This window comes from Bradyrhizobium sp. NBAIM01 (assembly GCF_020194115.1).
Taxonomy (GTDB): domain Bacteria; phylum Pseudomonadota; class Alphaproteobacteria; order Rhizobiales; family Xanthobacteraceae; genus Bradyrhizobium; species Bradyrhizobium yuanmingense.
In genome coordinates this window covers 42,386-67,792 of record NZ_JADYVU010000006.1, presented here as the reverse complement: position 1 = coordinate 67,792, position 25,407 = coordinate 42,386, and the positions used below count along the sequence as shown (strand labels likewise).

General features: G+C 65.2%; 26 protein-coding genes. 13 read left to right on the top strand and 13 right to left on the bottom strand.

The features are described 5' to 3' along the window. Positions 1-54 precede the first annotated feature (54 nt). A complete protein-coding gene (locus tag I6F31_RS20655) occupies positions 55-1,206 on the top strand; it encodes an AI-2E family transporter (RefSeq protein ID WP_036010309.1) in 1,152 nt (383 codons plus the stop codon). Between the two features lie 82 nt (positions 1,207-1,288). Here the strand turns inward: I6F31_RS20655 and I6F31_RS20650 are convergent, their stop codons facing one another. From I6F31_RS20650 to I6F31_RS20625, 6 genes are all read right to left on the bottom strand, one after another. Continuing rightward, positions 1,289-1,585: an antibiotic biosynthesis monooxygenase family protein gene (locus I6F31_RS20650; RefSeq protein WP_025036647.1), complete on the bottom strand. Its 297-nt coding sequence runs from the start codon at positions 1,583-1,585 to the stop codon at positions 1,289-1,291. Positions 1,586-1,686: 101 nt separating this feature from the next. After that, the gene (locus I6F31_RS20645; RefSeq protein ID WP_036010312.1) at positions 1,687-1,923 is read right to left on the bottom strand and encodes a hypothetical protein; all 237 of its coding nucleotides are present in this window, start codon (positions 1,921-1,923) and stop codon (positions 1,687-1,689) included. A 60-nt stretch (positions 1,924-1,983) separates the two neighbouring features. Beyond that, entirely contained in the window at positions 1,984-3,204 is a 1,221-nt protein-coding gene (locus I6F31_RS20640) for a GGDEF domain-containing protein (protein ID WP_225147186.1), read from the bottom strand. 229 nt (positions 3,205-3,433) lie between these two features. After that, positions 3,434-3,913 (bottom strand): 30S ribosomal protein S9, encoded by a 480-nt coding sequence (gene rpsI, locus I6F31_RS20635; protein ID WP_018642439.1) that lies wholly within the window; start codon positions 3,911-3,913, stop codon positions 3,434-3,436. 1 nt (position 3,914) lies between these two features. Beyond that, a complete protein-coding gene (rplM, locus tag I6F31_RS20630; protein WP_225186031.1) occupies positions 3,915-4,379 on the bottom strand; it encodes a 50S ribosomal protein L13 in 465 nt (154 codons plus the stop codon). Positions 4,380-4,537: 158 nt separating this feature from the next. Next, entirely contained in the window at positions 4,538-4,966 is a 429-nt protein-coding gene (locus tag I6F31_RS20625) for a PaaI family thioesterase (RefSeq protein ID WP_225186030.1), read from the bottom strand. Positions 4,967-5,050: 84 nt separating this feature from the next. On the opposite strand from I6F31_RS20625, the gene I6F31_RS20620 reads away from it, so the two are divergent. The 4 genes from I6F31_RS20620 (at position 5,051) to I6F31_RS20605 (ending at position 8,450) form a co-directional block, all read left to right on the top strand. Continuing rightward, entirely contained in the window at positions 5,051-5,875 is an 825-nt protein-coding gene (locus tag I6F31_RS20620; RefSeq protein ID WP_225186029.1) for an enoyl-CoA hydratase, read from the top strand. Between the two features lie 108 nt (positions 5,876-5,983). Then, positions 5,984-6,568 carry a CoA-binding protein gene (locus I6F31_RS20615; RefSeq protein ID WP_036010322.1) on the top strand — a complete coding sequence of 195 codons (585 nt, stop codon included), beginning with the start codon at positions 5,984-5,986 and terminating at the stop codon, positions 6,566-6,568. Between the two features lie 150 nt (positions 6,569-6,718). After that, positions 6,719-7,999 (top strand): O-acetylhomoserine aminocarboxypropyltransferase, encoded by a 1,281-nt coding sequence (locus I6F31_RS20610; RefSeq protein WP_036010324.1) that lies wholly within the window; start codon positions 6,719-6,721, stop codon positions 7,997-7,999. Between the two features lie 106 nt (positions 8,000-8,105). Further along, the gene (locus tag I6F31_RS20605) at positions 8,106-8,450 is read left to right on the top strand and encodes a hypothetical protein (RefSeq protein ID WP_036025406.1); all 345 of its coding nucleotides are present in this window, start codon (positions 8,106-8,108) and stop codon (positions 8,448-8,450) included. 19 nt (positions 8,451-8,469) lie between these two features. Here I6F31_RS20605 and I6F31_RS20600 read toward each other — a convergent pair whose 3' ends face one another. Beyond that, the gene (locus I6F31_RS20600) at positions 8,470-9,552 is read right to left on the bottom strand and encodes a COX15/CtaA family protein (protein ID WP_109143558.1); all 1,083 of its coding nucleotides are present in this window, start codon (positions 9,550-9,552) and stop codon (positions 8,470-8,472) included. A 110-nt stretch (positions 9,553-9,662) separates the two neighbouring features. Between I6F31_RS20600 and I6F31_RS20595 the strand changes: the two genes are divergently transcribed. Further along, positions 9,663-9,884: a DUF2842 domain-containing protein gene (locus I6F31_RS20595; protein WP_036010340.1), complete on the top strand. Its 222-nt coding sequence runs from the start codon at positions 9,663-9,665 to the stop codon at positions 9,882-9,884. On the opposite strand, the gene I6F31_RS20590 is transcribed toward I6F31_RS20595, so the two are convergent. Next, complete coding sequence (locus tag I6F31_RS20590; protein WP_225113083.1) at positions 9,868-10,914, bottom strand: polysaccharide deacetylase family protein; 1,047 nt, start codon at positions 10,912-10,914, stop codon at positions 9,868-9,870. The genes I6F31_RS20595 and I6F31_RS20590 overlap by 17 nt on opposite strands. 128 nt (positions 10,915-11,042) lie before the next feature. On the opposite strand from I6F31_RS20590, the gene I6F31_RS20585 reads away from it, so the two are divergent. Further along, positions 11,043-12,224: a GNAT family N-acetyltransferase gene (locus tag I6F31_RS20585; protein ID WP_225186028.1), complete on the top strand. Its 1,182-nt coding sequence runs from the start codon at positions 11,043-11,045 to the stop codon at positions 12,222-12,224. 186 nt (positions 12,225-12,410) lie between these two features. Here I6F31_RS20585 and I6F31_RS20580 read toward each other — a convergent pair whose 3' ends face one another. Continuing rightward, complete coding sequence (locus I6F31_RS20580) at positions 12,411-14,765, bottom strand: exopolysaccharide transport family protein (protein ID WP_225186027.1); 2,355 nt, start codon at positions 14,763-14,765, stop codon at positions 12,411-12,413. A gap of 202 nt (positions 14,766-14,967) precedes the next feature. Between I6F31_RS20580 and I6F31_RS20575 the strand changes: the two genes are divergently transcribed. From I6F31_RS20575 to I6F31_RS20565, 3 genes are all read left to right on the top strand, one after another. Further along, positions 14,968-16,101 (top strand): glycosyltransferase family 4 protein, encoded by a 1,134-nt coding sequence (locus I6F31_RS20575; RefSeq protein WP_225186026.1) that lies wholly within the window; start codon positions 14,968-14,970, stop codon positions 16,099-16,101. A gap of 118 nt (positions 16,102-16,219) precedes the next feature. After that, the gene (locus I6F31_RS20570) at positions 16,220-17,770 is read left to right on the top strand and encodes an undecaprenyl-phosphate glucose phosphotransferase (RefSeq protein WP_225186025.1); all 1,551 of its coding nucleotides are present in this window, start codon (positions 16,220-16,222) and stop codon (positions 17,768-17,770) included. Positions 17,771-17,923: 153 nt separating this feature from the next. After that, positions 17,924-19,180 (top strand): O-antigen ligase family protein, encoded by a 1,257-nt coding sequence (locus I6F31_RS20565; RefSeq protein ID WP_225147192.1) that lies wholly within the window; start codon positions 17,924-17,926, stop codon positions 19,178-19,180. Here I6F31_RS20565 and I6F31_RS20560 read toward each other — a convergent pair. Continuing rightward, positions 19,149-19,625 carry a MarR family transcriptional regulator gene (locus I6F31_RS20560; RefSeq protein WP_050995948.1) on the bottom strand — a complete coding sequence of 159 codons (477 nt, stop codon included), beginning with the start codon at positions 19,623-19,625 and terminating at the stop codon, positions 19,149-19,151. The genes I6F31_RS20565 and I6F31_RS20560 overlap by 32 nt on opposite strands. 147 nt (positions 19,626-19,772) lie before the next feature. Here I6F31_RS20560 and I6F31_RS20555 point away from each other — a divergent pair, with 147 nt between their 5' ends. Continuing rightward, entirely contained in the window at positions 19,773-20,969 is a 1,197-nt protein-coding gene (locus tag I6F31_RS20555) for an FAD-dependent monooxygenase (protein ID WP_225186024.1), read from the top strand. A 99-nt stretch (positions 20,970-21,068) separates the two neighbouring features. On the opposite strand, the gene I6F31_RS20550 is transcribed toward I6F31_RS20555, so the two are convergent. The 3 genes from I6F31_RS20550 to I6F31_RS20540 are packed head-to-tail and all read right to left on the bottom strand — an operon-like array spanning position 21,069 to position 23,862. Continuing rightward, on the bottom strand, positions 21,069-22,247 hold the full coding sequence (locus tag I6F31_RS20550; RefSeq protein ID WP_225125136.1) for a saccharopine dehydrogenase NADP-binding domain-containing protein: 1,179 nt from the start codon (positions 22,245-22,247) through the stop codon (positions 21,069-21,071). A 9-nt stretch (positions 22,248-22,256) separates the two neighbouring features. After that, complete coding sequence (locus tag I6F31_RS20545) at positions 22,257-23,039, bottom strand: DUF169 domain-containing protein (RefSeq protein ID WP_225147195.1); 783 nt, start codon at positions 23,037-23,039, stop codon at positions 22,257-22,259. A 55-nt stretch (positions 23,040-23,094) separates the two neighbouring features. Next, positions 23,095-23,862 (bottom strand): YdcF family protein, encoded by a 768-nt coding sequence (locus I6F31_RS20540; protein WP_036010382.1) that lies wholly within the window; start codon positions 23,860-23,862, stop codon positions 23,095-23,097. 168 nt (positions 23,863-24,030) lie between these two features. On the opposite strand from I6F31_RS20540, the gene I6F31_RS20535 reads away from it, so the two are divergent. Together I6F31_RS20535 and I6F31_RS20530 are read left to right on the top strand one after the other, a co-directional pair. After that, positions 24,031-24,972 (top strand): acetamidase/formamidase family protein, encoded by a 942-nt coding sequence (locus tag I6F31_RS20535; protein ID WP_225186023.1) that lies wholly within the window; start codon positions 24,031-24,033, stop codon positions 24,970-24,972. Between the two features lie 200 nt (positions 24,973-25,172). Beyond that, positions 25,173-25,370, top strand: a complete 198-nt coding sequence (locus I6F31_RS20530) for a hypothetical protein (RefSeq protein ID WP_024341172.1) — start codon at positions 25,173-25,175, stop codon at positions 25,368-25,370. Positions 25,371-25,407: the final 37 nt, after the last annotated feature.

Genomic DNA, 25,407 nt, shown 5'->3' with positions numbered 1-25,407 from the left:
AAGCGTGTTTGTCGAAAGAGTGCCCCATTGCAGCCACCAAAGACAGGATACGATGTGACCTTTCCCGCAGATGAACGATCCCGCTCCCGTGCCGACCTCGCGCGGGATCAGGCCTGGGCGATCGCGGCCGGAGGCATCGGCGTCGTTCTGTTCACCGCGCTGCTCGCCTTCACCTGGTATTTTGCCGCCACCCTGCTGCTGATCTTCACCGGCATGCTGCTCGGCCTCGGTCTCAACGCTCTGGTCAATGCGCTCGGCCGCCGGGTCCAGCTGCCTCACACGATCCGGCTTGCAATCGTCTGCGTTGCGCTCGCTTTGCTGCTCGCGGGCGTCGCCTATCTCGGCGGCGCCACCATTGCCGAACAGGCCTCGCTGCTGAGCAAGACCATCAAGTCGCAGATCACCAATGTCAGGTCCCTGCTCGAGAGCCACGGCATCGACACCAGCTTCTTCGACCTCGGCAACGCTGCCTCGGACCCCGCCGCCAACACCTCCTCGGAGGCAACGCCCGCGCCGGCAACGCCTTCGCGCGCTCCGCTGCCCAGTGCCGGCACGCTCGCCTCCAGCGGCGGGGCGATCGTGAGCCAGACCCTCAAGCTGCTGCTCGGCACCATTCACGGCGTCGGCAACATCTTCATCGTGCTGTTCCTGGGCCTGGCCTTCGCCGCCCAGCCCAGCGTCTATCATGACGGCCTGCTGTTCCTGGCACCGGCGCGGCACCGTACCCGTTTCGCCATCGTCATCGACCGTATCGCTGAAACGCTCGAGCGCTGGCTGATCGCCCAGATCATCGTCATGATCGCGGTCGGTGTCGTAACCTGGATCGGACTTGCCGTCATCGGCATCCCCGGCGCGTTCATCCTAGGAATCCAGGCGGGCCTGCTCGCCTTCATCCCCACGGTGGGAGCCATCATCGCCGGCGTCATCGTGGTGTTGGCGAGCCTCGCCTCCGGCTGGATCCCCGCTTTGTCGGCATTTCTGCTGTTCATGGGCGTGCACGCCATGGAAAGCTACGTGCTGACGCCGATCCTGCAGCGCCAGGCACTCGACATCCCGCCGGCCACGCTGTTCGCGTTCCAGATCCTGCTGGGCGTCGTGTTCGGCATCTGGGGCCTGGCGCTGGCGCTCCCGCTGGTCGCGATCGCCAAGGTCATGATCGACCATGTCAAGACCTACGAGGCGTCGCCTCTCGCGGAGGCGGCCTAGAGCATGATCCGGACCCGGAGGACCGCGTTAGCGGAAAGTGTGGAGCGGTTTTCCGATAAGATCATGCTCCCGAGATAAAGCCTCAGGTCGTCAGCACGGTCTCGGTGTGCTCGACCTCGGGAGGCGCGGCAAAATACTGGCCGACCAGGCCGCGCCATTCGGTGAAATTCTCCGAGCCGCGGAAGTCCACAGTGTGGTTCTCCAGCGTCGCCCATTTCACCATCAGCCGGTAACGCTGCGGCTTCTCGATCGACTTGTGCAGCTCGAAGCCGTGAAAGCCCTTGGAGCGGCCGAAAGCGGCCTTGGCCTTGGCAACGGCGGCCTCAAAATCCTTCTCGCTGCCCGGCTTGACGTCAATTTGCGCGATCTCGGTGATCATCGGCTTTCCACCCTTTTTGTTGATGGCCGTGTCTACCGCAGATGGCGACAAAGAAAAAGGCGCTGAAGCGGCGCCCTGCCCGGTCTGGAAATGCAGGCCTGTCAGGCGAACAGCAGGACCGTGCCCGCGACGATCAGCGCACAACCCGCGAACAACACGAACGGCCAGTAGCTGCGTTGCTGCGTGTAGCGGCCTTGCGCACGACGCTCGGTGATCAGCGCGCTCTCGTATTCGTCCGCAGTGGAGAACAGACAGGCGAAACCGCCGCGGGCCGAGGCAGCTTCGGCTTCGAGCGACATCAGGGCGGCTTGCGGATTCCGTCGACGGATCGATTCCATGACCACGATGGTAGGGATCGAATGGTAAACAGAGATTTACCGCAAGCCCGCCCTGCATGCTCACGCGGTGACCGGACGCGCCTGCGATGCGCCGGTCCGCGCCGCGCTCTGGCGGCGCCAGTTCTCCAGCGACAGCGGCAGCTCCTCGGCTGCCTCGACGCGGTTGCGGCCGCCGCGCTTGGCCTGGTAGAGCGCGGTGTCCGCCGAGGCCAGCAGCACCTCCAGCTCGGTGCCGGCCGGACCTCCGGCAACGCCGATGCTGACGGTGGTATCGACCGGACCTTCGTCGACCACGACGCCGGAGGTCTCGAACGCCTCGCGCACGCGCTCGGCGACCAGCACGCCCTCCTCCAGTGAGCATGGCAATAGCGCGGCGAACTCCTCGCCGCCGATGCGGCCCGACAGGTCGGAGATGCGCAAATTGCTGACCACGACGGTGGAGAACAGCTTCAGCATCTCGTCGCCGGCGGGATGGCCGAAGCGGTCGTTGATCGATTTGAAATGGTCGATGTCGAAGATCATCACGGTCACCGGCCGCCCGGCCTTGGCCTCGCGCTCGATCACGCGCGCACAAGCCTCCGAGAAGCCGCGCCGGTTGAGCATGCCGGTCAAGGGATCGGTCGATGCCGCCGTCCGGTGCGCGGTGACGGTGCGTTCCGACACCAGCATGAAGATCACGAACACGGTACCGACGGCATAGAGTATGAGCTCGACCGCGAACACGGTGACCCAGATGCTCGAGGAGAAGCCGGCATCATGCGGGCGCAGGAAGCTGCCGATCAGGATCGGCAGCATCAACACGCAGCCGTGCATCACCGGCATCACGAAGGCGAGCCAGCGCCGTTGCACGCTCTTGCGCCGTTCGGTCCAGAGCTCGCTCGCGGTCAACGCCGCGTACACCGAGACGATGCCGGCACCGACGAGCATGCGCAGCATCGATGCCGTGGGATCGAGCAGCGTCGCAGCAGCGACCCAGGCGAGCGCGCCGAGCACGAGCCCCGGCCAGTTCGGGTTGCGGCCGTGGAAGACGCGCGCCGCGTTCCAGACCATGCCGCAGGCGACGAAACCGACCGCGTTCAATGCAAGGTAAATGTGCGGCCCCAGCCTGTCGCCCGCCGCGGTCCATAGTGCGACGGAGGCGGCACCGAGCAGATAGGCGGTGCCCCACCATTTCAGCGCCGGGCTGTTCTCCTGCTTGCCGAAAAATACCATCATGGCGCCGAGCAATGCGGCGACCATGGTGGCGACCAAATAGAGCGTGATGCTATCGAGCGACATCATGTCGGCCCCCTCTAGAACATAGCAGTTACGCGATCGGCCCAGCCGATTTGCGCGCCCTTCCGAAGGCGACGCTAGGTCTCGCGGGTTCCATTCAGGTTTTCGCCGGTCCCTAAGTTTTCGGGAAACACGCCATCAATTTGCATACAAACGAACAACAAAAAGGGCGCTGAAATCAGCGCCCTTTTGCATCTCATTGAAGCCGCTTTCGCGGCGAATGCGACAAAAGCGATTAACGCTTCGAGAACTGGAAGGACCGGCGGGCCTTGGCCTTGCCGTACTTCTTGCGCTCGACCACGCGCGAGTCGCGGGTGAGGAAGCCGCCCTTCTTGAGCACGGAGCGCAGCTCCGGCTCGAAATAGGTGAGCGCCTTGGAGATGCCGTGACGGACCGCGCCGGCCTGGCCGGACAGGCCGCCGCCGGCGACGGTGCAGATCACGTCGTACTGGCCCGAACGCTGGGCCACGGAGAACGGCTGCTCGATCATCATGCGCAGCACGGGACGGGCGAAATAGACCTCGACCTCGCGCGAGTTGACGGTGACCTTGCCGGCGCCCGGCTTGATCCAGACGCGGGCGACCGCGTCCTTGCGCTTGCCGGTGGCGTAAGCGCGGTTGAACTTGTCGACCTTCTTCTCGTGCTTGGGCGCCTCGGGCGCGGCCGCCGTCTTGAGCTGCGAGAGCTGGTCGAGCGACTGAATGGATTCGGCCATGTTATGCGGCCCTCGTGTTCTTGCGGTTCAACTTGGCGATATCGATCTTCTCGGGCTGCTGCGCCTCGTGCGGATGATCGGCGCCGCCGTAGACACGGAGGTTACCCATCTGCACGCGGCCGAGCGGACCACGCGGGATCATGCGCTCGACGGCCTTCTCGAGCACGCGCTCGGGATGACGCCCTTCGAGGATCTGGCGCGCGGTGCGCTCCTTGACGTGGCCGACATAGCCGGTGTGCTTGTAGTAGGTCTTCTGCTCGCGCTTGCGACCGGTGAGGACCGCATGCTGCGCGTTGATGATGATGACGTTGTCGCCGCAATCGACGTGCGGGGTGTAGGTCGGGAGGTGCTTGCCGCGCAGGCGCATGGCGATGATGGTGGCGAGGCGGCCGACGACCAGACCCTTGGCGTCGATCAGCACCCACTTCTTCGTCACCTCAGCCGGCTTTGCCGAAAAGGTTTTCATGTCGGAGTTTCCGTGGACGGGAGATATCGGCGCGAACACCGCACCAGACTGCGCGCGGTTCTAGAGAAGAGCGGCGCAACGGTCAATGCCCCAGAGATGAAATTAGTTACGTAAAATCAAAGCCTTAAAAATATGGTACGATAATACCCGCGAAAACCTCAAACATTTGGAATGGAATAGGTCGAGGTGACATGAGCGATCGGATCCGGCGAGGTGCCGGACAGCAGCTTCACCTCCCCGACCGCCAACCGTTTGCCGAGCTTGAGCAGTCGCGCCTCCGCCAGCACGTCCTGGCCGGGCTGGCCCTTGCGCAGGAAGTTGATGTTGAGATTGGTGGTCACGGCGAGCCCGATCGGCCCGATGGCAGACAGCAGCACCACGTACATGGCGAAATCGGCCAAGGCCATCAGCGTCGGGCCGGACACGGTGCCGCCCGGTCGCAGCATCTTTTCGCTGTAGCGCTGCCGCAGAAGGCAGGTCTGTCCGTCCGCGCTTTCGATCGTGATGTCGTCGCCGCTGAAGGCCTGGGGAAACTCGTGGCGGAGGAACTGCTCGAGCTCCGTCACGCTCATTTTCGCTGCCGCCATGCTGTTCCCACCCTCGCTTCACTTGCCCTGTTACATTAAGTTAGCTGCGTCATTCAAATGCAATAATCCAACGGAAACGCTTCGATGTCCGTTCAGGCCGCCCGCGCCCCCTCCCCGCAACCGCCGATCCTGCTGCGCGAGATCGTCGGCAGCGTCGCCGTGCTCACGCTGAACCGACCAGCCGCGCGCAACAGCCTTTCCGAGGCGATGATCGGACAGCTGCATGCGAGCCTAAACGCAATCGCGGAAGACAAGCACATCCGCGCGGCCGTCATCGCGGCCAACGGCCCCGCTTTTTCCGCCGGCCACGACATAAAGGAACTGACCGCGCGCCGCACCGATCCGGATCGGGGTCGGGCTTATTTTGCGCAGATCATGACGGCCTGCAGCGCGATGATGCAGGCGGTCGTGCATCTGCCGAAGCCCGTGGTCGCGGCCGTCCAGGGCATCGCAACCGCCGCCGGCTGCCAGCTCGTCGCCAGCTGCGATCTTGCGATCGCATCGCACGAGGCGAAGTTCGCCACACCCGGCGTCGATATCGGCCTGTTCTGCTCGACCCCGATGGTGGCGCTGTCGCGCAACGTGCCGCGCAAACAGGCCATGGAGATGCTGCTGACGGGCGAGCCTGTCACGGCCGAGCGCGCCCGCGACATCGGGCTCGTTAACCGTGTCGTTCCCGCCGGCACCGAACTCGGCGCCGCGATCGAGCTCGCGCAACAGGTCGCGTTGAAATCCGCCTACACGATCAAGCTCGGCAAGGAGGCCTTCTACCGCCAGGCCGAGATGAGCCTTGCAGACGCCTATCGCTATGCCGCAGAGGTGATGACCGAGAACATGATGGCGCGCGACGCCGAGGAAGGCATCGGCGCCTTCATCGAGAAGCGCACGCCGACATGGCGGGATGAATGAAATTCGTCATTGCGAGCGAAGCGAAGCAATCCAGGAATCCCTCCGCGGAAACAGCCTGGATTGCTTCGTCGCTTTGCTCCTCGCAATGACAAGAAAGAAGAACGACCAATGAACCACGACGCCTATCCCGACAATTACATCCGCGGCATCCTCAACAGCGTGAAATCCATCGCGATGGTCGGGGCCTCGCCGGTCAATGTGCGGCCGAGCTATTTCGCGTTCAAATACCTGATGCAGCGCGGCTACGACATGATCCCGGTCAATCCCGGCCATGTCGGCAAGGAGCTGCTCGGCAAGCCGTTCGTCGCATCACTGTCGGATATCGGCCGCCCCGTCGACATGGTCGACATCTTCCGCAACTCCAGCCACATCATGCCCGTCGTCGAGGAGGCGCTCACGCTCGACCCGCTGCCGAAGGTGATCTGGATGCAGCTCGGCGCGCGCGACGATGCGGCGGCCGCGAAAGCGGAATCAGTCGGGATCAAGGTGGTCATGAACCGCTGCCCCAAGATCGAATATGGCCGCCTGTCGTCAGAAATCTCCTGGATGGGCGTGAATTCGCGCACGCTCAGCTCCAAGCGCGCGCCGGCGCCGACGCAGGGCATGAGGCTGTCCCTCAATCGGATGAGTGTCGGCGGTGGCGACACCGCCGCATCGGATCGCGCTGCGAAGAACAAGAGCGAGCAAAGCTGACGCGATTGCGAAGGCTTCGTTTCGCAAACGCGACAATGCGCAGCACGATCGTTCCCAAAATGATTCCGATGTGACGCCGCGCCTTGACGGCGGGCACGGCGCCGATCAGCATGCCGCGCGAATTTCAGGCCACAAGAACAGGACGCCCAAATGAGCGATCGCCTTCCGGGATTTTCAACGCTCGCCGTGCATGCCGGTGCACAGCCCGACCCCACCACCGGCGCGCGCGCGACTCCGATTTATCAAACGACCTCTTTCGTCTTCAACGATGCCGATCACGCCGCCTCGCTGTTCGGCCTGCAGGCGTTCGGCAACATCTATACCCGCATCGGCAATCCCACCAATGCGGTGCTGGAAGAGCGCGTCGCCGCACTCGAAGGCGGCACGGCCGCGCTCGCGGTCGCTTCCGGCCATGCCGCGCAGGTCGTGGTGCTGCAGCAGCTGCTTCAGCCCGGCGACGAATTCATCGCCGCGCGAAAGCTCTATGGCGGCTCGATCAACCAGTTCACGCACGCCTTCAAGAGCTTTGGCTGGAACGTGGTGTGGGCCGATCCCGACGATATCGCGAGCTTCGAGCGTGCGGTGACGCCGCGCACGAAAGCGATCTTCATCGAGTCCATCGCCAACCCCGCCGGCAGCATCACCGACATCGAGGCGATCTCGACCGTGGCACGCAAGGCGGGCGTGCCGCTGATCGTCGACAACACGCTGGCTTCGCCCTATCTGATCCGTCCGATCGATCATGGCGCTGACATCGTCGTGCACTCGCTGACGAAATTCCTGGGCGGCCACGGCAACTCGCTCGGCGGCATCATCGTCGATGCCGGCACCTTTGACTGGTCCACGGGCGGCAAGTACCCCATGCTCTCGGAGCCGCGCCCGGAATATCACGGCATCCGGCTGCAGGAGACCTTCGGCAATTTCGCCTTCGCGATCGCCTGCCGCGTGCTGGGCCTGCGCGACCTCGGACCGGCGTTGTCGCCCTTCAACGCCTTCATGATCCTGACCGGCATCGAGACTCTGCCGCTGCGCATGCAGAAGCACTGCGACAATGCCAAAGCCGTTGCCGAATACCTCGCGGGACATCCGGCGGTGGCCTCGGTGAGCTATGCCGGGCTGCCGAGCGACAAGTACAATCAGCTCGCGCGCAAATACGCACCAAAGGGCGCCGGCGCGGTGTTCACCTTCAGCCTGAAGGGCGGCTATGACGCCGGCGTCAGCCTGGTGTCGAAGCTGCAGTTGTTCTCGCACCTCGCCAATGTCGGCGACACCCGCTCGCTGGTGATCCATCCGGCCTCGACCACGCACAGCCAGCTCGACGACGCCGCCAAGATCAAGTCCGGCGCCGGCCCGGACGTGGTCCGGATCTCGGTCGGCATCGAGGACAAGGAAGACCTGATCGCGGATCTGGAACAGGCGCTGGGGACGTAGCGCCTGGGAACGACAGCGGCCGTTTTGGCCGCCGTCGGTTAACCCTCATTAACCATATCTGCCTCATACATCGTGCTTGGATCGCCCCTTTGATTCGGAGCCGACGATGCTGCGCTGGATGGTGCCCGCTCTGGCTGTGATGCTGACGGCCTCGGCGGCCATTGCCGCCGATCTGCCGGCGACGCCGAAGCGGCGCGCGGCCGGGCCGCCGCAGGACCCACCTCAGGTCTATGTCGAGACCGATCCGGATGCGCTGATCTCGCCGGCCTACGGCATCGGCAGCTACATCCGCAACCTGCCGGGCACGCCGCTGCTGCCGGGCTCCCACACCTTGCCTGGCTATTACGGCCGCCCCTGGAGCTACGATTATCAGGGCGCCTATTACGGCGGGAAACAGGTCGATTATTTCTGGCGCCTGCCCTATGCGTGCGGCGTCTACGGCTATTGCTGATCAGCCGGGCTGATGGTGATCAGCCGGGCTGACCCACGGGGACCGCGCGCGGCTGCGCCTGCACAGACTGCCGTGACGCCAGCCGCTCCACCTGCATCACTGCCAGCGTCAACACCACGATCGCAACCGCCTGGTGGGTCAGCGCGAGATCGATCGGCACCTGGTTGAGCAGCGTGAGGATGCCGAGCACCGCCTGCACGCTCACCGCTGCGAACAGCCACAACGCGCCGCTCGCGGCCGCACCTGCACGCGAGCGCACCGCGTCGATCGCATGCAGCAGCGCCAGCACGATCAACACGTAGGCGGTCATGCGGTGCTCGAACTGCACCGTCAGCACATTGTCGAACATGTTGCGCCACCACGGCGTCTCGAACCACAGCCGTTCCGCCGAGGGGATGAGCGCCCCATCGATCTCAGGCCAGGTGTTGTAGGCCCGCCCGGCACGCAAGCCCGCGACCAGCGCACCGAAATAGATCTGCACGAAGGTCACCGCGAGCAGCACCGCGCTCGTGAACCGCAGCCGAGCCGGCGCCGCGATCTGCGGCCGCTGCTCGAGCCGCCGCACCGTCCAGACGATCCCCGCGAAAATCAGGAGCGCGAGCGAAAGATGCGTCGCCAGCCGATATTGCGACACCTCGGTGCGTTCCGTCAGGCCCGAGGCCACCATCCACCAGCCGACCGCCCCCTGGAGGCCGCCGAGCGCAAACAGCAGCCACAGCCTGCGCTTCAGCTCACCCGACAGTCCGCCGCGCCAGAGGAAGAACAGGAACGGCAGCAGATAGGCGACGCCGATGAAGCGGCCGAGCAGCCGGTGGCTCCACTCCCACCAGAAGATCGTCTTGAACTCGGACAGGCTCATGCCTGAATTCAGCTCGCGATATTGCGGGATCTTCTTGTAGGCCTCGAACGCCTCGGCCCATGCCGCTTCCGACAGCGGCGGAACACTGCCCGTGACCGGCTTCCATTCGACGATCGATAGGCCCGATTCCGTCAGCCGTGTCGCACCGCCAACCAGCACCATCAGTGCGATCAGCGCGGCCACACAGATCAGCCACCAGCGCACGGCGCGATGCGGCTCGGATGGGGCGGAATTCGTCGTCATTTCAAGGACAAAACCAAGCCTGTGGCGAAGAGACTTGAACCCGGTTGAGTGCCCCTTATAGTCCCCCGCTCCCGCAGCGCAAGTAACGCGAAAGCCTTAAAGTTCCCGCCATGACGATCCGCACCCGCAAGTTCCTCGGCGCCATCCTGCTCCTGGTGCTGGCCACCGTTTGGGCCCTGCTCGGCATGGCGGCGGCGCAGATGCCGTGGATCGCCGAATCCGGCTGGCGGCAGGCGATCTACTACGTCGTGGTCGGCATGGGCTGGGTGCTGCCGGCGATGCCGATCGTGAGCTGGATGCAGCGGCCCGATCGCCTCAGGTCTGGCTCGTAGCGCTCCCGGTCGGCCGCACCGGCGCAAAAGCGGCGCCCGACACCAGCACGCGCAGCATCCGCAGCGAGCGCACCCGCCCGTCCCAGGAGATCCGCGGCAGCGCGCGCAAGTTCGTCCGTCCCTCCGCCTCCACGATGCCCGGGATCGTCGAGGCCGCGCTGGCGAAGCCCGCCTGCTCCGCCATCACGACGTGGCTGCGCCGGAACGAAGCGCGGTCGCCGAACGGATAGGCGAAATGCCTGATCTCGCGGTTGAAAGCCGATTCCGCCACGGCCTTGCCCATCGTCATCTCGCGCAGTGCGGCCGCGTCCTTCATGTTGGCCAGCATCGGATAGTTCACCGTTGCGCTGCCGATCGTCACGAGCGGATCGCCGGCGAGCCTGGCGAGGTCCTCCCAATCCATCGACGCCTCGCGCGAGAGCGCGGCGAGGTCGATCCGGTAGCGCGTACAGAGATCGGCGATCGCGGCCGACAGATCCGCCGGCGGCAGCGAGCGTAGCCAGCTCTCCAGATGCGAGAACAGCGCCTGCTTCCCGGCCTTGTCGGCGACCGTGAAGCGCTGCTCCTTGTCGCCCATCATCAGGTCGATGCGGCTCTCGCGCGCGATCACCTGCTCCAGGGCGAGCCACCAGGCCTCGCCGACGCCGTCGGGAAAAGCGGTCGGCACATAGATCGTAAAAGGCACGGCGTGACGCGCCAGCACCGGATAGGCGAAGGTGATGAGATCCTTGCCGGCGCCATCGAAGGTCAGCGCCACGAAGCGACGTTTCTCCGGCAGCATCACCGCGCGCCGGCAGACCTCGTCCATACCGAGAAAATCGTAGTTCCACCGCTTCAGCGCGCGGATGGCGCGATCGAGGAATTGCGGCGTAATTTCGTGCTCGCGCAGCGGCTGAAATCCGCGCCGCCGAGGTCGCACGTAGCGGAAGCGCAGGATGGCGCCGGCACCGCGACTGCGCAGCATGGCCTGGCCGGTGAACCAGGCCAGCTCGAGGCGCAGCCGTTCCAACCATCTGTCGTCGGAAGCCAAAATCCCACCCTTCGCGCGCGCCGGCGGTCAGTTCCCTCGCCCCAGTCATTACCCTTTGTTGACCTTTGTTTGCAAAGGTCGGCCACGGGCCGAAATACGTATTTTCGATTTCTCGACAGGTTTCGCGAATGACCATGGCTGCGGCGATGCAAAGCCGGACGGCAGAAGCGCCAGCGCGGTCGAGAGCGAGCCGTATCGCGCGAGTGGAGATCGTCACGGATCTCGCCGAGGCCGAGGCGGTCTGGCGCGGCTTCGAGGCGAGCGGCCATCTCTTCACGCCCTACCAGCGCTTCGACCTGCTCGATCCGTGGCAGCGGCTGGTCGGCGCCCGTGAAGGTGCCCGGCCGTTCATTGTGATCGCCCGCGACGCCGATCGGCGCCCGCTCCTGCTGCTGCCGCTCTCGCTGCGGCAGGGCCACGGCGTGCGCACCGCCGGCTTCATGGGCGGCAAGCACACCACCTTCAACATGGGCCTGTGGAACGCCGAGTTCGCAGCAGAGGCCGCCAGCGCCGATCTCGATGCACTGCTTGCGCCGCTCGGCGAGCACGCCGACGTGCTCGCACTGACACAGCAGCCCGAGCGCTGGCACGACCAGCAAAACCCGTTTGCAGCCCTGCCGCGGCAGCGCCCGATCAACGGTTGCCCGCGACTGGTGATGGAGCCGGGCGGCCCGCCGGCCTCGCGGATCAGCAATTCCCTCCGCCGCCGCCTCAAGAGCAAGGAGAAGAAGCTTCATTCCCTCGCCGGCTACCGCTATCACCTGGCGACGTCGGACGCAGACATCATCCGCCTGCTCGACTGGTTCTTCCGTGTCAAGCCGGCGCGGATGGCGGAGCAGAAGCTGCCGAACGTCTTCGCCGAACCCGGCGTCGAGCAGTTCGTCCGCAGCGCCTGCCTCGCGCCGCGCGGCGAAGGTCATGTCATCGACATCCATGCGCTGGAATGCGACGAGGAGGTGATCGCGATCTTCGCCGGCGTCGCCGACGGCGAGCGCTTCTCGATGATGTTCAACACCTACACGATGTCCGAGCACGCCCGCTACAGCCCCGGCCTGATCCTGATGCGCTACATCATCGACCGCTACGGCGAACGCGGCTACCGCTCGCTCGACCTCGGCATCGGCTCGGACGATTACAAGCGGATGTTCTGCAAGGACGACGAGGCGATCTTCGACAGCTTCGTCCCCCTGACCTCGCGCGGCAAGCTCGCGGCCATGGCGATGTCCTCGCTCAGCCACGGCAAGCGGCTGGTGAAGCAGAACCAGATGCTGTTCGACATGGCCCGCCGGTTACGGCAGGCGTTCGGGTAGCTCTTTCCACTTGCACGGCTGTCTTCCCTTCTCCCCTTGTGGGAGAAGGTGGCGCGAAGCGCCGGATGAGGGGTATGCCTCCGCGAGCTCGAATGGAAAGGTGAACTCGCGGAGAGATACCCCTCACCCGTCTCGCCGCTAACGCGGCGAGCCACCCTCTCCCACAAGGGGAGAGGGTAAGAAAGCCTACGCCGCCACCACGCGCGGCGTCTCGGCGGCATCGGACGGCTGCACCGGCTTGCTCAGCATCGCCACCGCGCTGAAGCCGACGGCTCTAAGCTGCTCGCACATCTGCGCGCGCGCATCCGCCGCCATCGACGCATCGGGCACCACGACGGCGCGGGCATGGGCCGTCAACAGGTCGGCCGGCAGGTCCGAGGCGCTGCCGGCGTCGATCAGCACGTGGTCGTAAGCCCGCAGCAGCGCGTCGATCGCGAGTGCGACGCGCGGCGACTGCAGCAGGCTGCGGTCGAAGCCGGGACGGCCGGCCATCACCAGATGCAGCCGCGACACCTTGTCCCGGGTGATGACTTGCGCGAACGAGGCCTCGCCCTGCATCAGCTCGGCAAGGCCGGGAGCCTGCGCATCGGCGGAGACTGCGGCAATGGTCGGCGAGGAGGCGGCGAGATCGACCACGACGACGCGTGCATCGCGCGCCAGGTTCCGCGCCAGCGTCAGCGTCGACAGCGTGATGGCGTCGCCCGGCGCCGTGCCGAGCACCGTAACCTTCTTGGCCGCAGCGCCCGCGGCACGCAGATCGTCGGCCAGACGCTCGATCTCGGCGAATTCACTCGTATCCAAATCGGCCGCCATCTCCGGCTGCAGCGGCGCGGGCTCCGCCAAGACCGGATCCAACATTGGTTCGCCGCCCCTTTCGACCACGGGCTCGATGGCCCGCTGAACGACCAGCGGCTCCTGGCGCACCGGCGTCTGCGCGGAGCCCATTGCCGCGCCCGGCGCGGTCTGGCGCAGCAACTCGCCGGTGACGACGACGCCGGACGAGAGCAGCAGCGTTGCGATCGTTGCGATCAGCACGATCGGCAGCTTCTTCGGATAGGCCGGCGTGTTCGAGACGATGGCGCGCGAGATGATGCGGCCGTCAGTCGGCGCGGTGTCGATGGTCTCGCGGGTGTTGGCCTCGCGGTACTTGGCAAGATAGGTCTCGAGCAGATCACGCTGCGCCTTGGCCTCGCGCTCCAGCGCGCGGAGCTGGACGTCCTGGCCGTTGGTGGAGGCCGCCTGCTTCTTGAGCTGCTCGAGGCTCACGGTGAGGCCATCGACCCGGCCGCTGGCGATGCGGGCGTCGTTCTCGAGCGAGCGCGAGATCTTGGCGGCTTCATCGCGGATCTGATTATCGAGGTCGCCGAGCTGAGCCTTCAGCTCCTTGATGCGGGGATGATTGCCGAGCAGCGTCGACGATTGCTCGGCGAGCTGCGCCCGCAGCGTCACCCTCTGCTCCGACAGCCGGCGCATCAATTCGGAGTTCACGACCTCGGACGCCTCGATCGGCTTGCCGCTCTGGAGCATCTCCTTGATCAGCCGTGCCTTGGATTCCGCATCCGCCTTCATCGAGCGCGCATTGTTGAGCTGGGTATTGACCTCGCCCATCTGCTGGTTCGACAGCGTGGTGTTGTTGGTTCCGACGAACAGGCTGGACTTGGAACGGAAGTCCTCGACCCGCGCCTCGGCGTCCGAGACCTTCTTGCGCAAACTCTCGATCTCGCCGGCCAGCCATTGGCTGGCGTTCTTGGCCTGCTCCTGCCGCGCCGCCTGCTGCAGCACGAGATAGCCGTCGGCGATCGAGTTGGCGACGCGCGCGGCGAGCTCGGGATCGGCGGACTGGAATTCGACCACGATCACGCGCGACTTGTCGACGGCGTAGGCCGAAAGTCGCTCGTAATAAGAATCGAGCACGCGCTCTTCCGGCGTCATCGCGAACGGATCGCGGACGATACCGATCAACGCGGCAAGCGATTTCAGCGGCGAGATGCCCTGCAGCACCGAGTCGAATTCGGGGCGCTCGGCGAGCTTGTTCTTCTTGATGATCTCGCGCGCCAGATCGCGCGACAGCACCAGTTGCACCTGGCTGGTGACGGCCTCGGCATCGAGCGCCTGCCGCTCCTCGGTGCGGTCGCTGCTCGGACGCAGGAACACGTTCTCGCGGCCGTCGATCAGAATCCGGGTTTCAGATTTGTAGCGCGGCGTGACGAGATTGACGATGGCGAGCGAGGCAACGAGCGCCAGCACCGTCGGCACGATGACCCAGCCGCGCTTGCGCGCCAGGGCCGCACCGAGCGCGTGCAGGTCGATGTCGCCGGATTCGACCTGCCCAGGCTTGGCGATGACGGGCGCGGGCTTCGCTTCGATCTTGGCCTCAACCTTGGCTTCGATCTTTTCGGCTTCCGCTTCGCGCTTTTCGGCCTTCGTTTCGCGCTTTTCAGCCTTCGCTTCGCTCTTGGGCGCAGCTTCGCCTTTGGACTTCGCGACGGCCCGCGCGATCACAGCCTTGTCCTTGCCGGCACGCCAGAACGCTAAACGCATCGAACACTCCCGCAGGGCAATGCTGCGACTCTACCTCAACCGGGGCGATTACACTCCATTAAGGTTGCCGCTGGGTTAATCGGGACGACACGCGCCTTGCTCGCGTCGTCCCGTCACCGTTTGTTAACCACGAGGCCCCTTAATCCATCTCGATTATTTCGTGAGAATTGTTCGGCAAGTCGCCGTCGAGCTGGTTTTGATCATGCCCCCCTCTCCCGACCGGCCGCTTCGCATCCTTCACGCCGTGCGCGCTCCGGTCGGCGGCATCTTCCGCCACATCCTCGACGTCGCCAACGGCCAGGTCGACGGCGGCCATCATGTCGGCATCCTCGCCGACAGCCTCACCGGCGGCGAGCGCGCCGACAAGGCGCTGACCGAGCTTGCGCCGCGCCTGAAGCTCGGCGTCCACCGCATGGCGATCCGCCGCGAGCCGTCGCCCGATGACGTCCTGGTATGGCTCCGCATGCGGCGGCTCATCGCCACGCTCAAGCCCGACGTGCTGCACGGCCACGGCGCCAAGGCCGGTGCCTTCATCCGCATGCGGCGGCGCTCGGACGCCACGATCCGGATCTACACCCCGCATGGCGGCTCGCTGCATTATCCGCTCAACACCTTCAAGGGCGAGTTCTACGCGCGGCTCGAACGCGCGCTGATGGGCTCGACGGACCTGTTCCTGTTCGAGAGCGTCTTTGCCCGCGACACCTATCAGCGCATCGTCGGCATGCCCAAGGGCGTGGTGCATTGCGTCTTCAACGGCGTGACGCCGGAGGAATTCGAGCCGGTCATAACCGCCGAAGATGCGACCGACCTCTGCTACGTCGGCGAGTTCAGGCACATCAAGGGCGCCGACCTGCTGGTCGACGCCGTGGCGCGCCTGCACGAGGGCGGCAAGAAGGTCACGCTCACGCTCGGCGGCGACGGCGAGGAGACGGCCGCGCTGAAGGCGCAGGTCGAGCGGCTTGGCCTGGCGAACGCCATCCGCTTCATCGGTCACGTCAAGGCGCGCTACGGCTTCTCCAAGGGGCGGCTGCTGGTCGTCCCCTCGCGCGGCGATTCCATGCCTTACGTCGTGATCGAGGCCGGCGCCGCGGGCATTCCGATGATCGCATCCAAGATCGGCGGCATTCCCGAGATCCTGGGCGTCGACAGCCCCGCGCTGTTCGCGCCCAGCGATCCCGAGGCCATGGCGGAGGCGATCGCCGCAGCGCTGGACGATCCGCAAACCACCGCGCAACGCGCACTCTCCTTGCGCGAGCGCATCTCGGCGCACTTCTCGCAAGCCGCGATGGTCGAGGGCGTGCTCGCCGGCTATCGCGACGCATTTGCCAATCATTAACCATCCTTAAGTCCAGCTTTAGAGAATCTTCCGATTTGTTCGATAATCGAAGCGCCAGGGTATGCTTGCCCGGGCGCGCAATGCCGTGCCGCGGGTTCTGGAATGGACGTGAACGCCCGTGGAACCGCTCAACGCACGCTCGATGCTCGATGCCGCGGCCAGCGCTGCGGCAAAGCCTGCTGACCAGCCCTTCGTGGAGCGCCGTCGCCGGCTCTCGCCTGCCGCGCTCGACGTCGTCAACCAGAAGGTCGCCCGCGCCTATTCGCCGATCGTGATCGCCGGCTTCGTGCGCCTTGCCGATTTCGCGCTGCTGAGCCTCGTCGGCATCGCAATCTATCTCGGCTACGTCATGCCGCTCGCGGGGGCGTTCAGCTGGATCTATCCAGCCGAGGTCATCGCCGTCGCCATCGCCGCCGTGGTCTGCTTCCAGGCTGCCGACATCTACCAGGTGCAGCTGTTCCGTGGTCAGCTCCGGCAGATGACGCGGATGATCTCGTCCTGGTCGTTCGTCTTCCTGCTCTTCATCGGCATCTCCTTCTTCGCCAAGTTCGGCAGCGAAATCTCGCGGCTGTGGCTCGCCGCCTACTACTTCCTCGGACTCGCCGCGTTGGTTGCCGAGCGCCTGGTGCTGCGCGCGCTGGTCCGCGCCTGGGCGCGCCAGGGCCGGCTCGACCGCCGCACCATCATCGTCGGCTCCGACAGCAACGGCGAGCAGCTGGTCGAGGCGCTGAAGGCGCAGGAGGATTCCGACATCCACGTGCTCGGCGTGTTCGACGACCGCAACGACAGCCGCGCGCTCGACACCTGCGCCGGCGCGCGCAAGCTCGGCAAGGTCGACGACATCGTCGAGTTCGCCCGCCGCACCCGCGTCGACCTCGTGCTGTTCGCGCTGCCGATCTCGGCGGAGACCCGCATCCTGGAGATGCTGAAGAAGCTCTGGGTGCTTCCGGTCGATATCCGCCTCTCCGCGCACACCAACAAGCTGCGCTTTCGGCCCCGCTCCTATTCCTATCTCGGCGAGGTGCCGACGCTCGACGTGTTCGAGGCGCCGATCACCGATTGGGACCTGGTGATGAAATGGCTGTTCGACCGTATTGTCGGCAGCCTTGCGCTGCTCGCAGCCCTGCCGGTGATGGCGTTGGTTGCGCTCGCGGTGAAGCTCGACAGCCCCGGCCCGGTGCTGTTCCGACAGAAGCGGTTCGGCTTCAACAACGAGCGCATCGACGTCTACAAGTTCCGCTCGATGTACCACCATCAGGCCGACCCGACCGCCTCGAAGGTGGTGACCAAGAACGATCCGCGCGTCACCCGCGTCGGCCGCTTCATCCGCAAGACCAGCCTGGACGAACTGCCGCAGCTCTTCAACGTGGTGTTTTCAGGCAATCTGTCGCTGGTCGGCCCGCGCCCGCATGCGGTGCAGGGCAAGCTGCAGAGCCGGCTGTTCGACGAAGCCGTGGACGGCTATTTCGCCCGCCACCGCGTCAAGCCGGGCATCACCGGTTGGGCCCAGATCAACGGCTGGCGCGGCGAGATCGACAACGAAGAGAAGATCCAGAAGCGCGTTGAGTTCGACCTCTATTACATCGAGAACTGGTCGGTGCTGTTCGACCTCGTCATTCTCCTGAAGACGCCGATCTCGCTGCTGACCAAGAACGAGAACGCGTATTGAGTTTCTCTGTCATGCCCCGTAGGCGGGGCATCCAGTACTCCGTAGCGCCAGTGGTTTCCACGATAGGCGCCGCGGAGTACTGGATCGCCCGGTCAAGCCGGGCGATGACGGCTGTGTTGTGGCGCATGAGTTGCGTAAGCGTATGAGCGTGTGATGGCGTATGCGGCGACAGCCGGTGGAGTGAACGCAGCCGCAACGGCCGCGCCCGGCGTGCTGGCGTTGCAGCGCGCGCTGGTGTGGCTGGTCGGCGCCTCTGGCGCCATCGTCTTCATCGAGCCGAGCCCTTACGAGATCGCGACGCTGCTCGCGACCGTCACCTTTTTCGCCACCGGCCTGCGCCTGCGTCTCGTGCTGATGCCGCTGCTGTTGATGCTGATCCTGCTCAATGTCGGCTACACCATCAGCGCGATTCCGCTGTACGAGCGGACGGAGGTGGTGAGCTGGATCGCGACCTCCTGGTACATGGCGGTGACCGTATTGTTCTTCGCTATGGTCATCTCCGAGGACACCGAGGCCCGGCTCGACATGCTGCGCCGCGGCCTCGTGGTCGGCGCGATGATTGCCTCGCTGCTGGCGATGGCCGGCTACTTCCACCTGGTTCCCGGCGGCAACGAGCTCTTGACGCTCTACGGCCGCGCGCGCGGCACCTTCAAGGACCCGAACGTGCTCGGCGCCTACCTGATCCTGCCGGCGCTGTTCGCGCTTCAGAGCGTGGTCTCCGATAAACTGGCCAAGGCATTCCGCAACGTCATCGCCTTCGGCATCATGTCGCTGGCGATCCTGCTCGCCTTCTCGCGTGCGGCCTGGGGCGGCCTGGTGCTGACCTCCGCCTTCATGCTGGCGCTGATGGTGCTGACCAGCCACACCAATGCGCAACGTTCGCGCATCGTCATCATGGCGATCGTCGCCGCGGTGCTCGGCCTCGCGCTGATCGCCGTGCTGCTGTCGTTCGATTCCACGGCGGAGATGTTCAAGCAGCGCGCGAGCTTCGGCCAGAGCTATGACGAAGGCCGCTTCGGCCGGTTCGGCCGGCACATCCTGGGTGCGGAGATGGCGCTCGATCTGCCGTTCGGCATCGGTCCACTGCAATTCAACCGCTACTTCCCCGAGGACACCCACAACTCCTACCTCAACGCCTTCATGTCCGGCGGCTGGCTCTCCGGCGTGTGCTATCCCGCGCTGGTCTTCACCACCGTCATCATGGGTTTCCGCCACGTCTTCATCCGTGTGCCGTGGCAGCGCGCCTACCTCGCGATCTTTTCCGCCTTCCTCGGCACCGTCGGCGAAAGCTTCGTGATCGACACCGACCACTGGCGGCACTTCTGGATGATGCTGGGCGCAGTGTGGGGGATGATCGCAGCCGCGCAAGCCTACAAGCTCAGGTCCGGCGAGGACGCTTCTTCAGCTTGAGATCCGGCCGCTTTTCCGGCGGCGTGTCGAGCAGACCTTTCAGTGCCTCGGTCGCCGCGAGCGTGCCCTTGTATGCTTCATTGGAGAAGCGAAGCAGCAGCCGCAATTCCTCGTCGGAATAGCCGTTGCAGACGTTCTCCATCGCCTGCTGCATCGGCACGTAATACTGGCCGAGGCCGGCGATCGCCTCCGGCACGACCGTGATGAAGACCTTGCGACGATCCTTCTCGTCTCTTTCGCGCCGCACCAGGCCCGCCTTTTCGAGCCGGTCGACAACACCGGTGATGGCACCGGTGGTCAGGCCGGTGACCTCGGCGAGCCGCCCTGCCGTGACGCGGCCTTCGAGATACAGGATGTCCATGCATTCGAGATCGGAATTGGCAATTCCGGCAACGTTGGCAACGGTCTGTCCGTAGAGCACGCCCTGCGCGGAGGACCTGCGCATGGCGTCCTCGAGTTCCTGCAGCAGCGCAGCGCGCGCCTTCGTCCTTGACAAGGCCCACCTCATCTCTTAGACAATATATATCTTAGTCACTAAGATATTTAGTGACCGTAATTTCTCCTAGCACCACGGAAACGTCGGGAGCAAGCCATGGCCCACCGTCCCCGCAAGGCGCTGATTATCGGCGCCGGCATCGCCGGCCCCGTCGCCGCGATCCTGCTGCGCCGCGCCGGCATCGAATCCGCGATCTACGAGGCCTGGCCCTATTCGAAAGGGACCGGCGGCGGCCTGCAGATCGCACCGAACGGCATGCATGTCCTGGACGAGATCGGGCTGGCGAAGCAGCTGATCGACCGCGGCTCGGTCGCGGAAGCCTTCAACTTCTATTCGCAGGGCGGCGAGAAGCTCGGCTCGATCAACCGCGACCTGGCGCGGCGCTTCGGCCAGCCGGCCGTCAACATCGCGCGCGCCACGCTGAACGAGATCCTGATCGACAAGGCCTGGTGCGCCTCTGTCTCGCTCTATTTCGAGAAACGCCTGATCAAGATCGAGGATCGCGGCGACCAGCCGATTATCGCCTACTTCGCCGACGGCACCACCGCCGAAGGCGACTTCCTGATCGGCGCCGACGGCGTGCACTCGGTCGTGCGCCGCCAGGTCGTGCCTGACGGCCCGCAGCCGTTCGACACCGGCCTGATCGGCTTCGGCGGCTTCGTGCCGCATGCCGTGCTCGACGGCAGATCCATCGGCCAGCACGTCGAAACGACCTTCGGACAGAGCGGCTTCTTCGGCTATGGCTATTGCAGCTCCGATCGAAAAGACGGCGTGATGTGGTGGAGCACGCAGCCGGCGCACGGCATGGACGCGGCGACGTTCCGCGCGCTCGACCATGCGACGCTGAAGCAGCATCTGCGCAGCTTCCATCACGGCTGGCATGATCCGATCCCCGCCATCATCGAAGCGGCCGAGAACATCGTGGTCACCGACACGCTCGACGTCGCGACCCTGCCGACCTGGTCGCGCAAGCGTTCGCTCTTGATCGGCGATGCCGCGCACGCGACCAGCCCCCATGCCGGCCAGGGCGCCTCGCTGGCGCTGGAGGACGCGATGCGATTTGCTCGGCTGATGCAGGAGGGCCAGGAGCTCGGCGCCACTTTCCAGGCCTTCGAGGCCGAGCGCCGCCCGCGCACCGAGAAGATCGTCGCGATCGCCCGCCGCAACGGCAACAACAAGCGCGAGTTCAGCGCCACCGGCGCCTGGATGCGCAATCAGATGCTGAAATGGCTGCTGCCGCTGGGCGCCAAGGGCATGGACTTCATGTACGCGTACGATGCGCGGGCGGCGTGACAGAGACGGTGCCGTAGGGTGGGCAAAGCGCAGCGTGCCCACCACCGAGAGATGGTGGGCACGGCGCGTTGCGCCTTTGCCCACCCTACGAGAGCCAACCTAGCTCTCCACTTTGAACGTCAGCCCGGCATTGTCCTGCAGCCGCTTGATCAGCTTGTGCTGCATCGCTGCGCCCGGCGTCCAGAAGCCGGCGGGAACGTCGCTCGCATCGCGCAGCAGGCAGATGGCGCATTCGGAGATCATCTTCGAGGTCGAGCCGTAGCCGGGATCGCGGTCGCCGGTGACGCCGGCGCGGACCATGCGGCCGTCGGGGGCGATCGCGACATAGAGCAGGTTGAACAGGCCGTTCTCCCGCTCCTCCTTCGACGGCCCCTCGCCCGGCTTCGGCGCGTTCGGGCCGGTCTTCTCGGCATTGGCCGCCATCACGCGCTTGGCGTTGGCCTCACCCTTCTCGCCGGGGCCAGTCAGCACCATCTCGTCGTAGACGAAGTCCTTCCCGTAGGGAAAGCCCATCAGCATGTTGGAGCGATGGACGTTGCGGGTGTTGATCAGCGCCATCATGAACGGCGCGGCCCAGGATTGCAGGTCCTCCTCGAAGACCGCCCTGTTGCCCTTGGGCTGCTTCGGGCCGGTGAAATCAGGCGTCAGCGCGAAGTGGTCGTTGAGGATGGCGACGAGGCTGAGATCCTTGGCGACGGCGTCGAAGGTCGCCTTCGCGCTCGCCGCCGTGCCGCCTGACAACGTGCCGCGCATGTCGCGCACGCGGCCCTTCACGCGCGGGGCCGGCGCGCCGAACACGCGCCTGGCTTCCTCCTGCACGAAGAAGGTGCCGAGCTCGAACGGCACGGAATCATAGCCGCAGGAGAACACGATACGCGCGCCGCTCGCCTTGGCCGCAGCCTCGTACTTGTCGATCATCTGCCGCATCCAGACCGGCTCGCCGCAGAGATCGAAATAATCGACACCCGCAGCGACGCAGGCAGCTAACAGGTCCTCGCCGTAGAACTGGTAGGGGCCGACCGTCGTGATCACCGATTTGGTTTGCGCCACCATCGCCTTCAGCGACGCTGCATCCGACGCATCCGCCACGATCAGCGGCGTGTCGGCCGGCGCGCCGATCGCATCGCGCACCGATTTCAGCTTGTCGAGGCTGCGGCCCGCCATCGCCCATTTCAGCGCCTTGTCGTCCTTGTAATGCGCCGCCAGATATTCGGCGACGAGCTGGCCGGTGAAGCCGGTCGCGCCGTAGACGACGATGTCGAATTTCGCAGAGCTCATGATCGGCCTTTACTTCTTCGCGTAGCTCACGCCCATGCCGGCACGGACGTCGCTTTGAATGCCATAGGGCGGGATCGGGTAGCGCAGGCCGTTCTTCGCCAGCGCCTTCATGCCCTCGATTGCCTTGGCGAGATGCGAGGGCTTCAATGCCATCAGCATCTCCTCGTCCGGCACGCCGCCATAGCGCCGTTCGGCATAGCATGGCAAGGACAGGCTGGGCTCCCCGGTCTTGAGCGCCCGCCCCCATGAATCGGCGCAGGCGGTCTCGCCGACCACGCCCCATTCGAACTTCTTGTAGCCGGTATATTGCAGCCCGTTGATCAGGATGATCATCTGCCCCGGCGTCGCATAGACGAGGCAGATATCGGGAGGATCGAGCCGGCCGCTCGCGAGCGGGCTGACGGCGAGCGCCTGATAGTGCCCGAACGGAACCACGTCCAGCGCCGCCTGGCGCTTGCGCGCGTCCTCCGCCGTGCCGTGCCAGACCCCGACATAGTTTTCGCCGGCGAGCCATTTCTCGTCCTGCGGCGCAAGACCGATCACCGCGCGGCATTGGGCGCCTACGAGATCGTCGGCGGTGATGCCGACGGTCCAGCCCAGGCGCGCGGCCATGCTGACAATCTGATCGGTGGTGTGAATTGCGTTCGGGCGGCGGATCTTCGGGATCGCCTCCATTTCTGCGACGCTCGCGAACAGCTTCATGCCGATCACGTTCGTCTTCAGCCGCAGCAGGCTGTTGAGATCGGCGACGAGGCCGGCAAGGTCGATCCTGTCCGTACTCTGCTGTTGCATGGCTTCCTCCGCGCCGGCGATGGTGCGCCGCGTATTCTTGTTTTGCGGCTTTGTTCTAGTCCCTGCCCGGTCCCGGGAGCAACTCGGAGATCCTGCCCATCAGACGGTAAGCGGTAAGACCGATCCACTCGCGCACCGCAACTTCGGTTCGTCTCAAGCCGTCCGCGCCCATGTTGGTGAAGGAGAATAGATCCTCACGTCCCCCCATCCGCCAGTCCACCGGATAGGCCTCGACGTCAAATCCGGCCTTGCGGAAGATTCCCATCGAGCGCGGCATATGGAAGGCCGACGTCACCAGGAGCCAGCGCTCGCCGGGCTTTGGCGATACCAATTGCTTGGTGAAGATCGCATTCTCCCAGGTGTTGCGGGAGTTACGCTCGAGGATCAGGCGGTCCTTCGCGATGCCGAGATTCTCCAGGATCGGCGCGGAATAGTCGGCCTCCCTGGCCTCGCTCGACACCAGGTTCGCGGAGCCTCCGGTGAAGACGATGCGCGCATTGGGGTAGCGGCGCGCAAGCTCGGCCGGCGCAAACAGACGATCGGCCGCGTGCGCGACGACCGGCGTGCGATGCGCCGCCGACAGATCGGTGTCGACCGAGCCGCCGAGCACGATGATGCCGTCGGGCGCGCCGCGCGAGGCGTCCCACGCCGGGAAGCGCGACTCCAGCGGGTAGATCAAGAGATTGCCGAGCGGCGAGAACGCCGCGAGCGCCAGCAGCACCAGCGTGGTCACGGCAAGCCGGCGGCCAAACGCGGCAAAGCGCGTCGCCATCAGCACGACAGACACAATTCCGAGCTCGACCAGAAGATTGATCGGCAGCAGCGCGACGCCGATGGTCTTGGAGAGAGCGAAAAACAGAGGAGCCTCGCTGGAATGATCGTGCCTGCCATGCGCGGGCTTGGCCGGCACGGCCTTGTTCGGAAATCCTTCTTGAAAGAGGATCGATCGCCGGGTCAAGCCCGGACCGATCAAACCAACCGGACGCGGCAAATGACCCATCATCACCTGCATTCCAGCCCCGAAACCTGCCATTGGGGCTTCTTCGAAGCCGCACTCGAGCCCGTCCTCACCGTGGCCAGCGGCGACGAGGTGACGGTCGACACCATCAGCGGCGGTCCCGACATGCTGCCTGATCGCGACAGGTTTCACATTCCCCCCGAGATGCACGAGGTTCATGCCAGGAGCGAGCGCTTGCTGCCGGGCCACATCCTCACCGGTCCGATCGCGGTCGAAGGGGCCGAGCCCGGCGACGTGCTCGCGGTCGAGATCCTCGACGTGCAGCTCCGGCAGGATTGGGGCTGGAACATGATCAAGCCGCTGTCCGGCACCCTGCCCGACGATTTCCACGAGACGCGGATCCTGAACATTCCGCTCGACCGTACCACGATGGTCGGCCGCATGCCGTGGGGCCTCGACCTGCCGCTGAAGCCGTTCTTCGGCGTGATGGGCGTATCGCCGCCGCCAGCCTGGGGCCGCATCTCCTCGCTGATCCCGCGCGCGATGGGCGGCAATCTCGACAACAAGGAGCTAGGAGCCGGTGCGACGCTGTATCTGCCGGTGTTCGTGCCGGGGGCGATGTTTTCCTGCGGCGACGGCCATGGCGTGCAGGGCGACGGCGAGGTCTGCGTCACCGCGATCGAGACCGCGCTGCAGGGCCGCTTCCGCCTGACGCTGCGCAAGGACCTGAAGCTAGACTACCCCCGCGCCGAGACGCCGACGCATTACATGACCATGGCGATGGACCCCGATCTCGACCAATGCGTGGTGCGCGCGCTCCGCGACATGATCGCGCTGCTCGGCGAAACGCGAAATCTGTCGCGCGAGGATGCCTACACGCTGTGCAGCCTCGCCGCCGATCTCCGGGTGACCCAGACCGTCAACGGCGCCAAAGGCATCCATTGCATGATCGAAAAGGCGATCGTGCACGGCTGAGCCGCCGCGCCCTTTCCTGACCTGCCGACATCACGCCGCCGCCCGGTTTTCCCGGCGGCGCGTCGTGATGTGTCCGATTCTCAAGCGATTCCAATCACGTGAGCTTCCGCCCCAGCGCTGATTTGACTTCCACCCCCGAACCTAAATAGAGTCTTAATCGTTACTTTTATGTACCCGAGTAAGAGGCTAGCGTTCGGGCCATGGCCACCGAAAAAGCCGAGACTGACCGCATTCCCGTAACCTTGGCGCTCTCGACCATCGCGTATCTGGAGAAGCTGGTGAGACAGGGCACCCACGGCACCAGCGTTCCCGGCGTCGCACGGACATTGATCGAGGAAGGCATCCGTCTCGCCATCAAGGACGGTCTTCTGTCGATCCGCGACAATGGCAGGACGTGAGCGCACCCGGTACGTGAGGCGGGCGGATCTCGAGACC

Bases quoted from the DNA above. Each gene is read 5' to 3' on its own strand.
- I6F31_RS20645 (WP_036010312.1), bottom strand. From the start codon at position 1,923: ATGGAATCGATCCGTCGACGGAATCCGCAAGCCGCCCTGATGTCGCTC.
- I6F31_RS20615 (WP_036010322.1), top strand. From the start codon at position 5,984: ATGAACCACGACGCCTATCCCGACAATTACATCCGCGGCATCCTCAAC.
- I6F31_RS20595 (WP_036010340.1), top strand. From the start codon at position 9,663: ATGACGATCCGCACCCGCAAGTTCCTCGGCGCCATCCTGCTCCTGGTG.
- rplM (WP_225186031.1), bottom strand. From the start codon at position 4,379: ATGAAAACCTTTTCGGCAAAGCCGGCTGAGGTGACGAAGAAGTGGGTG.
- I6F31_RS20555 (WP_225186024.1), top strand. From the start codon at position 19,773: ATGGCCCACCGTCCCCGCAAGGCGCTGATTATCGGCGCCGGCATCGCC.
- rpsI (WP_018642439.1), bottom strand. From the start codon at position 3,913: ATGGCCGAATCCATTCAGTCGCTCGACCAGCTCTCGCAGCTCAAGACG.
- I6F31_RS20600 (WP_109143558.1), bottom strand. From the start codon at position 9,552: ATGACGACGAATTCCGCCCCATCCGAGCCGCATCGCGCCGTGCGCTGG.
- I6F31_RS20545 (WP_225147195.1), bottom strand. From the start codon at position 23,039: ATGCAACAGCAGAGTACGGACAGGATCGACCTTGCCGGCCTCGTCGCC.
- I6F31_RS20530 (WP_024341172.1), top strand. From the start codon at position 25,173: ATGGCCACCGAAAAAGCCGAGACTGACCGCATTCCCGTAACCTTGGCG.
- I6F31_RS20620 (WP_225186029.1), top strand. From the start codon at position 5,051: ATGTCCGTTCAGGCCGCCCGCGCCCCCTCCCCGCAACCGCCGATCCTG.
- I6F31_RS20580 (WP_225186027.1), bottom strand. From the start codon at position 14,765: ATGCGTTTAGCGTTCTGGCGTGCCGGCAAGGACAAGGCTGTGATCGCG.
- I6F31_RS20640 (WP_225147186.1), bottom strand. From the start codon at position 3,204: ATGATGTCGCTCGATAGCATCACGCTCTATTTGGTCGCCACCATGGTC.
- I6F31_RS20650 (WP_025036647.1), bottom strand. From the start codon at position 1,585: ATGATCACCGAGATCGCGCAAATTGACGTCAAGCCGGGCAGCGAGAAG.
- I6F31_RS20605 (WP_036025406.1), top strand. From the start codon at position 8,106: ATGCTGCGCTGGATGGTGCCCGCTCTGGCTGTGATGCTGACGGCCTCG.
- I6F31_RS20560 (WP_050995948.1), bottom strand. From the start codon at position 19,625: ATGCGCAGGTCCTCCGCGCAGGGCGTGCTCTACGGACAGACCGTTGCC.
- I6F31_RS20550 (WP_225125136.1), bottom strand. From the start codon at position 22,247: ATGAGCTCTGCGAAATTCGACATCGTCGTCTACGGCGCGACCGGCTTC.
- I6F31_RS20625 (WP_225186030.1), bottom strand. From the start codon at position 4,966: ATGGCGGCAGCGAAAATGAGCGTGACGGAGCTCGAGCAGTTCCTCCGC.
- I6F31_RS20610 (WP_036010324.1), top strand. From the start codon at position 6,719: ATGAGCGATCGCCTTCCGGGATTTTCAACGCTCGCCGTGCATGCCGGT.
- I6F31_RS20575 (WP_225186026.1), top strand. From the start codon at position 14,968: ATGCCCCCCTCTCCCGACCGGCCGCTTCGCATCCTTCACGCCGTGCGC.
- I6F31_RS20565 (WP_225147192.1), top strand. From the start codon at position 17,924: ATGGCGTATGCGGCGACAGCCGGTGGAGTGAACGCAGCCGCAACGGCC.
- I6F31_RS20585 (WP_225186028.1), top strand. From the start codon at position 11,043: ATGACCATGGCTGCGGCGATGCAAAGCCGGACGGCAGAAGCGCCAGCG.
- I6F31_RS20535 (WP_225186023.1), top strand. From the start codon at position 24,031: ATGACCCATCATCACCTGCATTCCAGCCCCGAAACCTGCCATTGGGGC.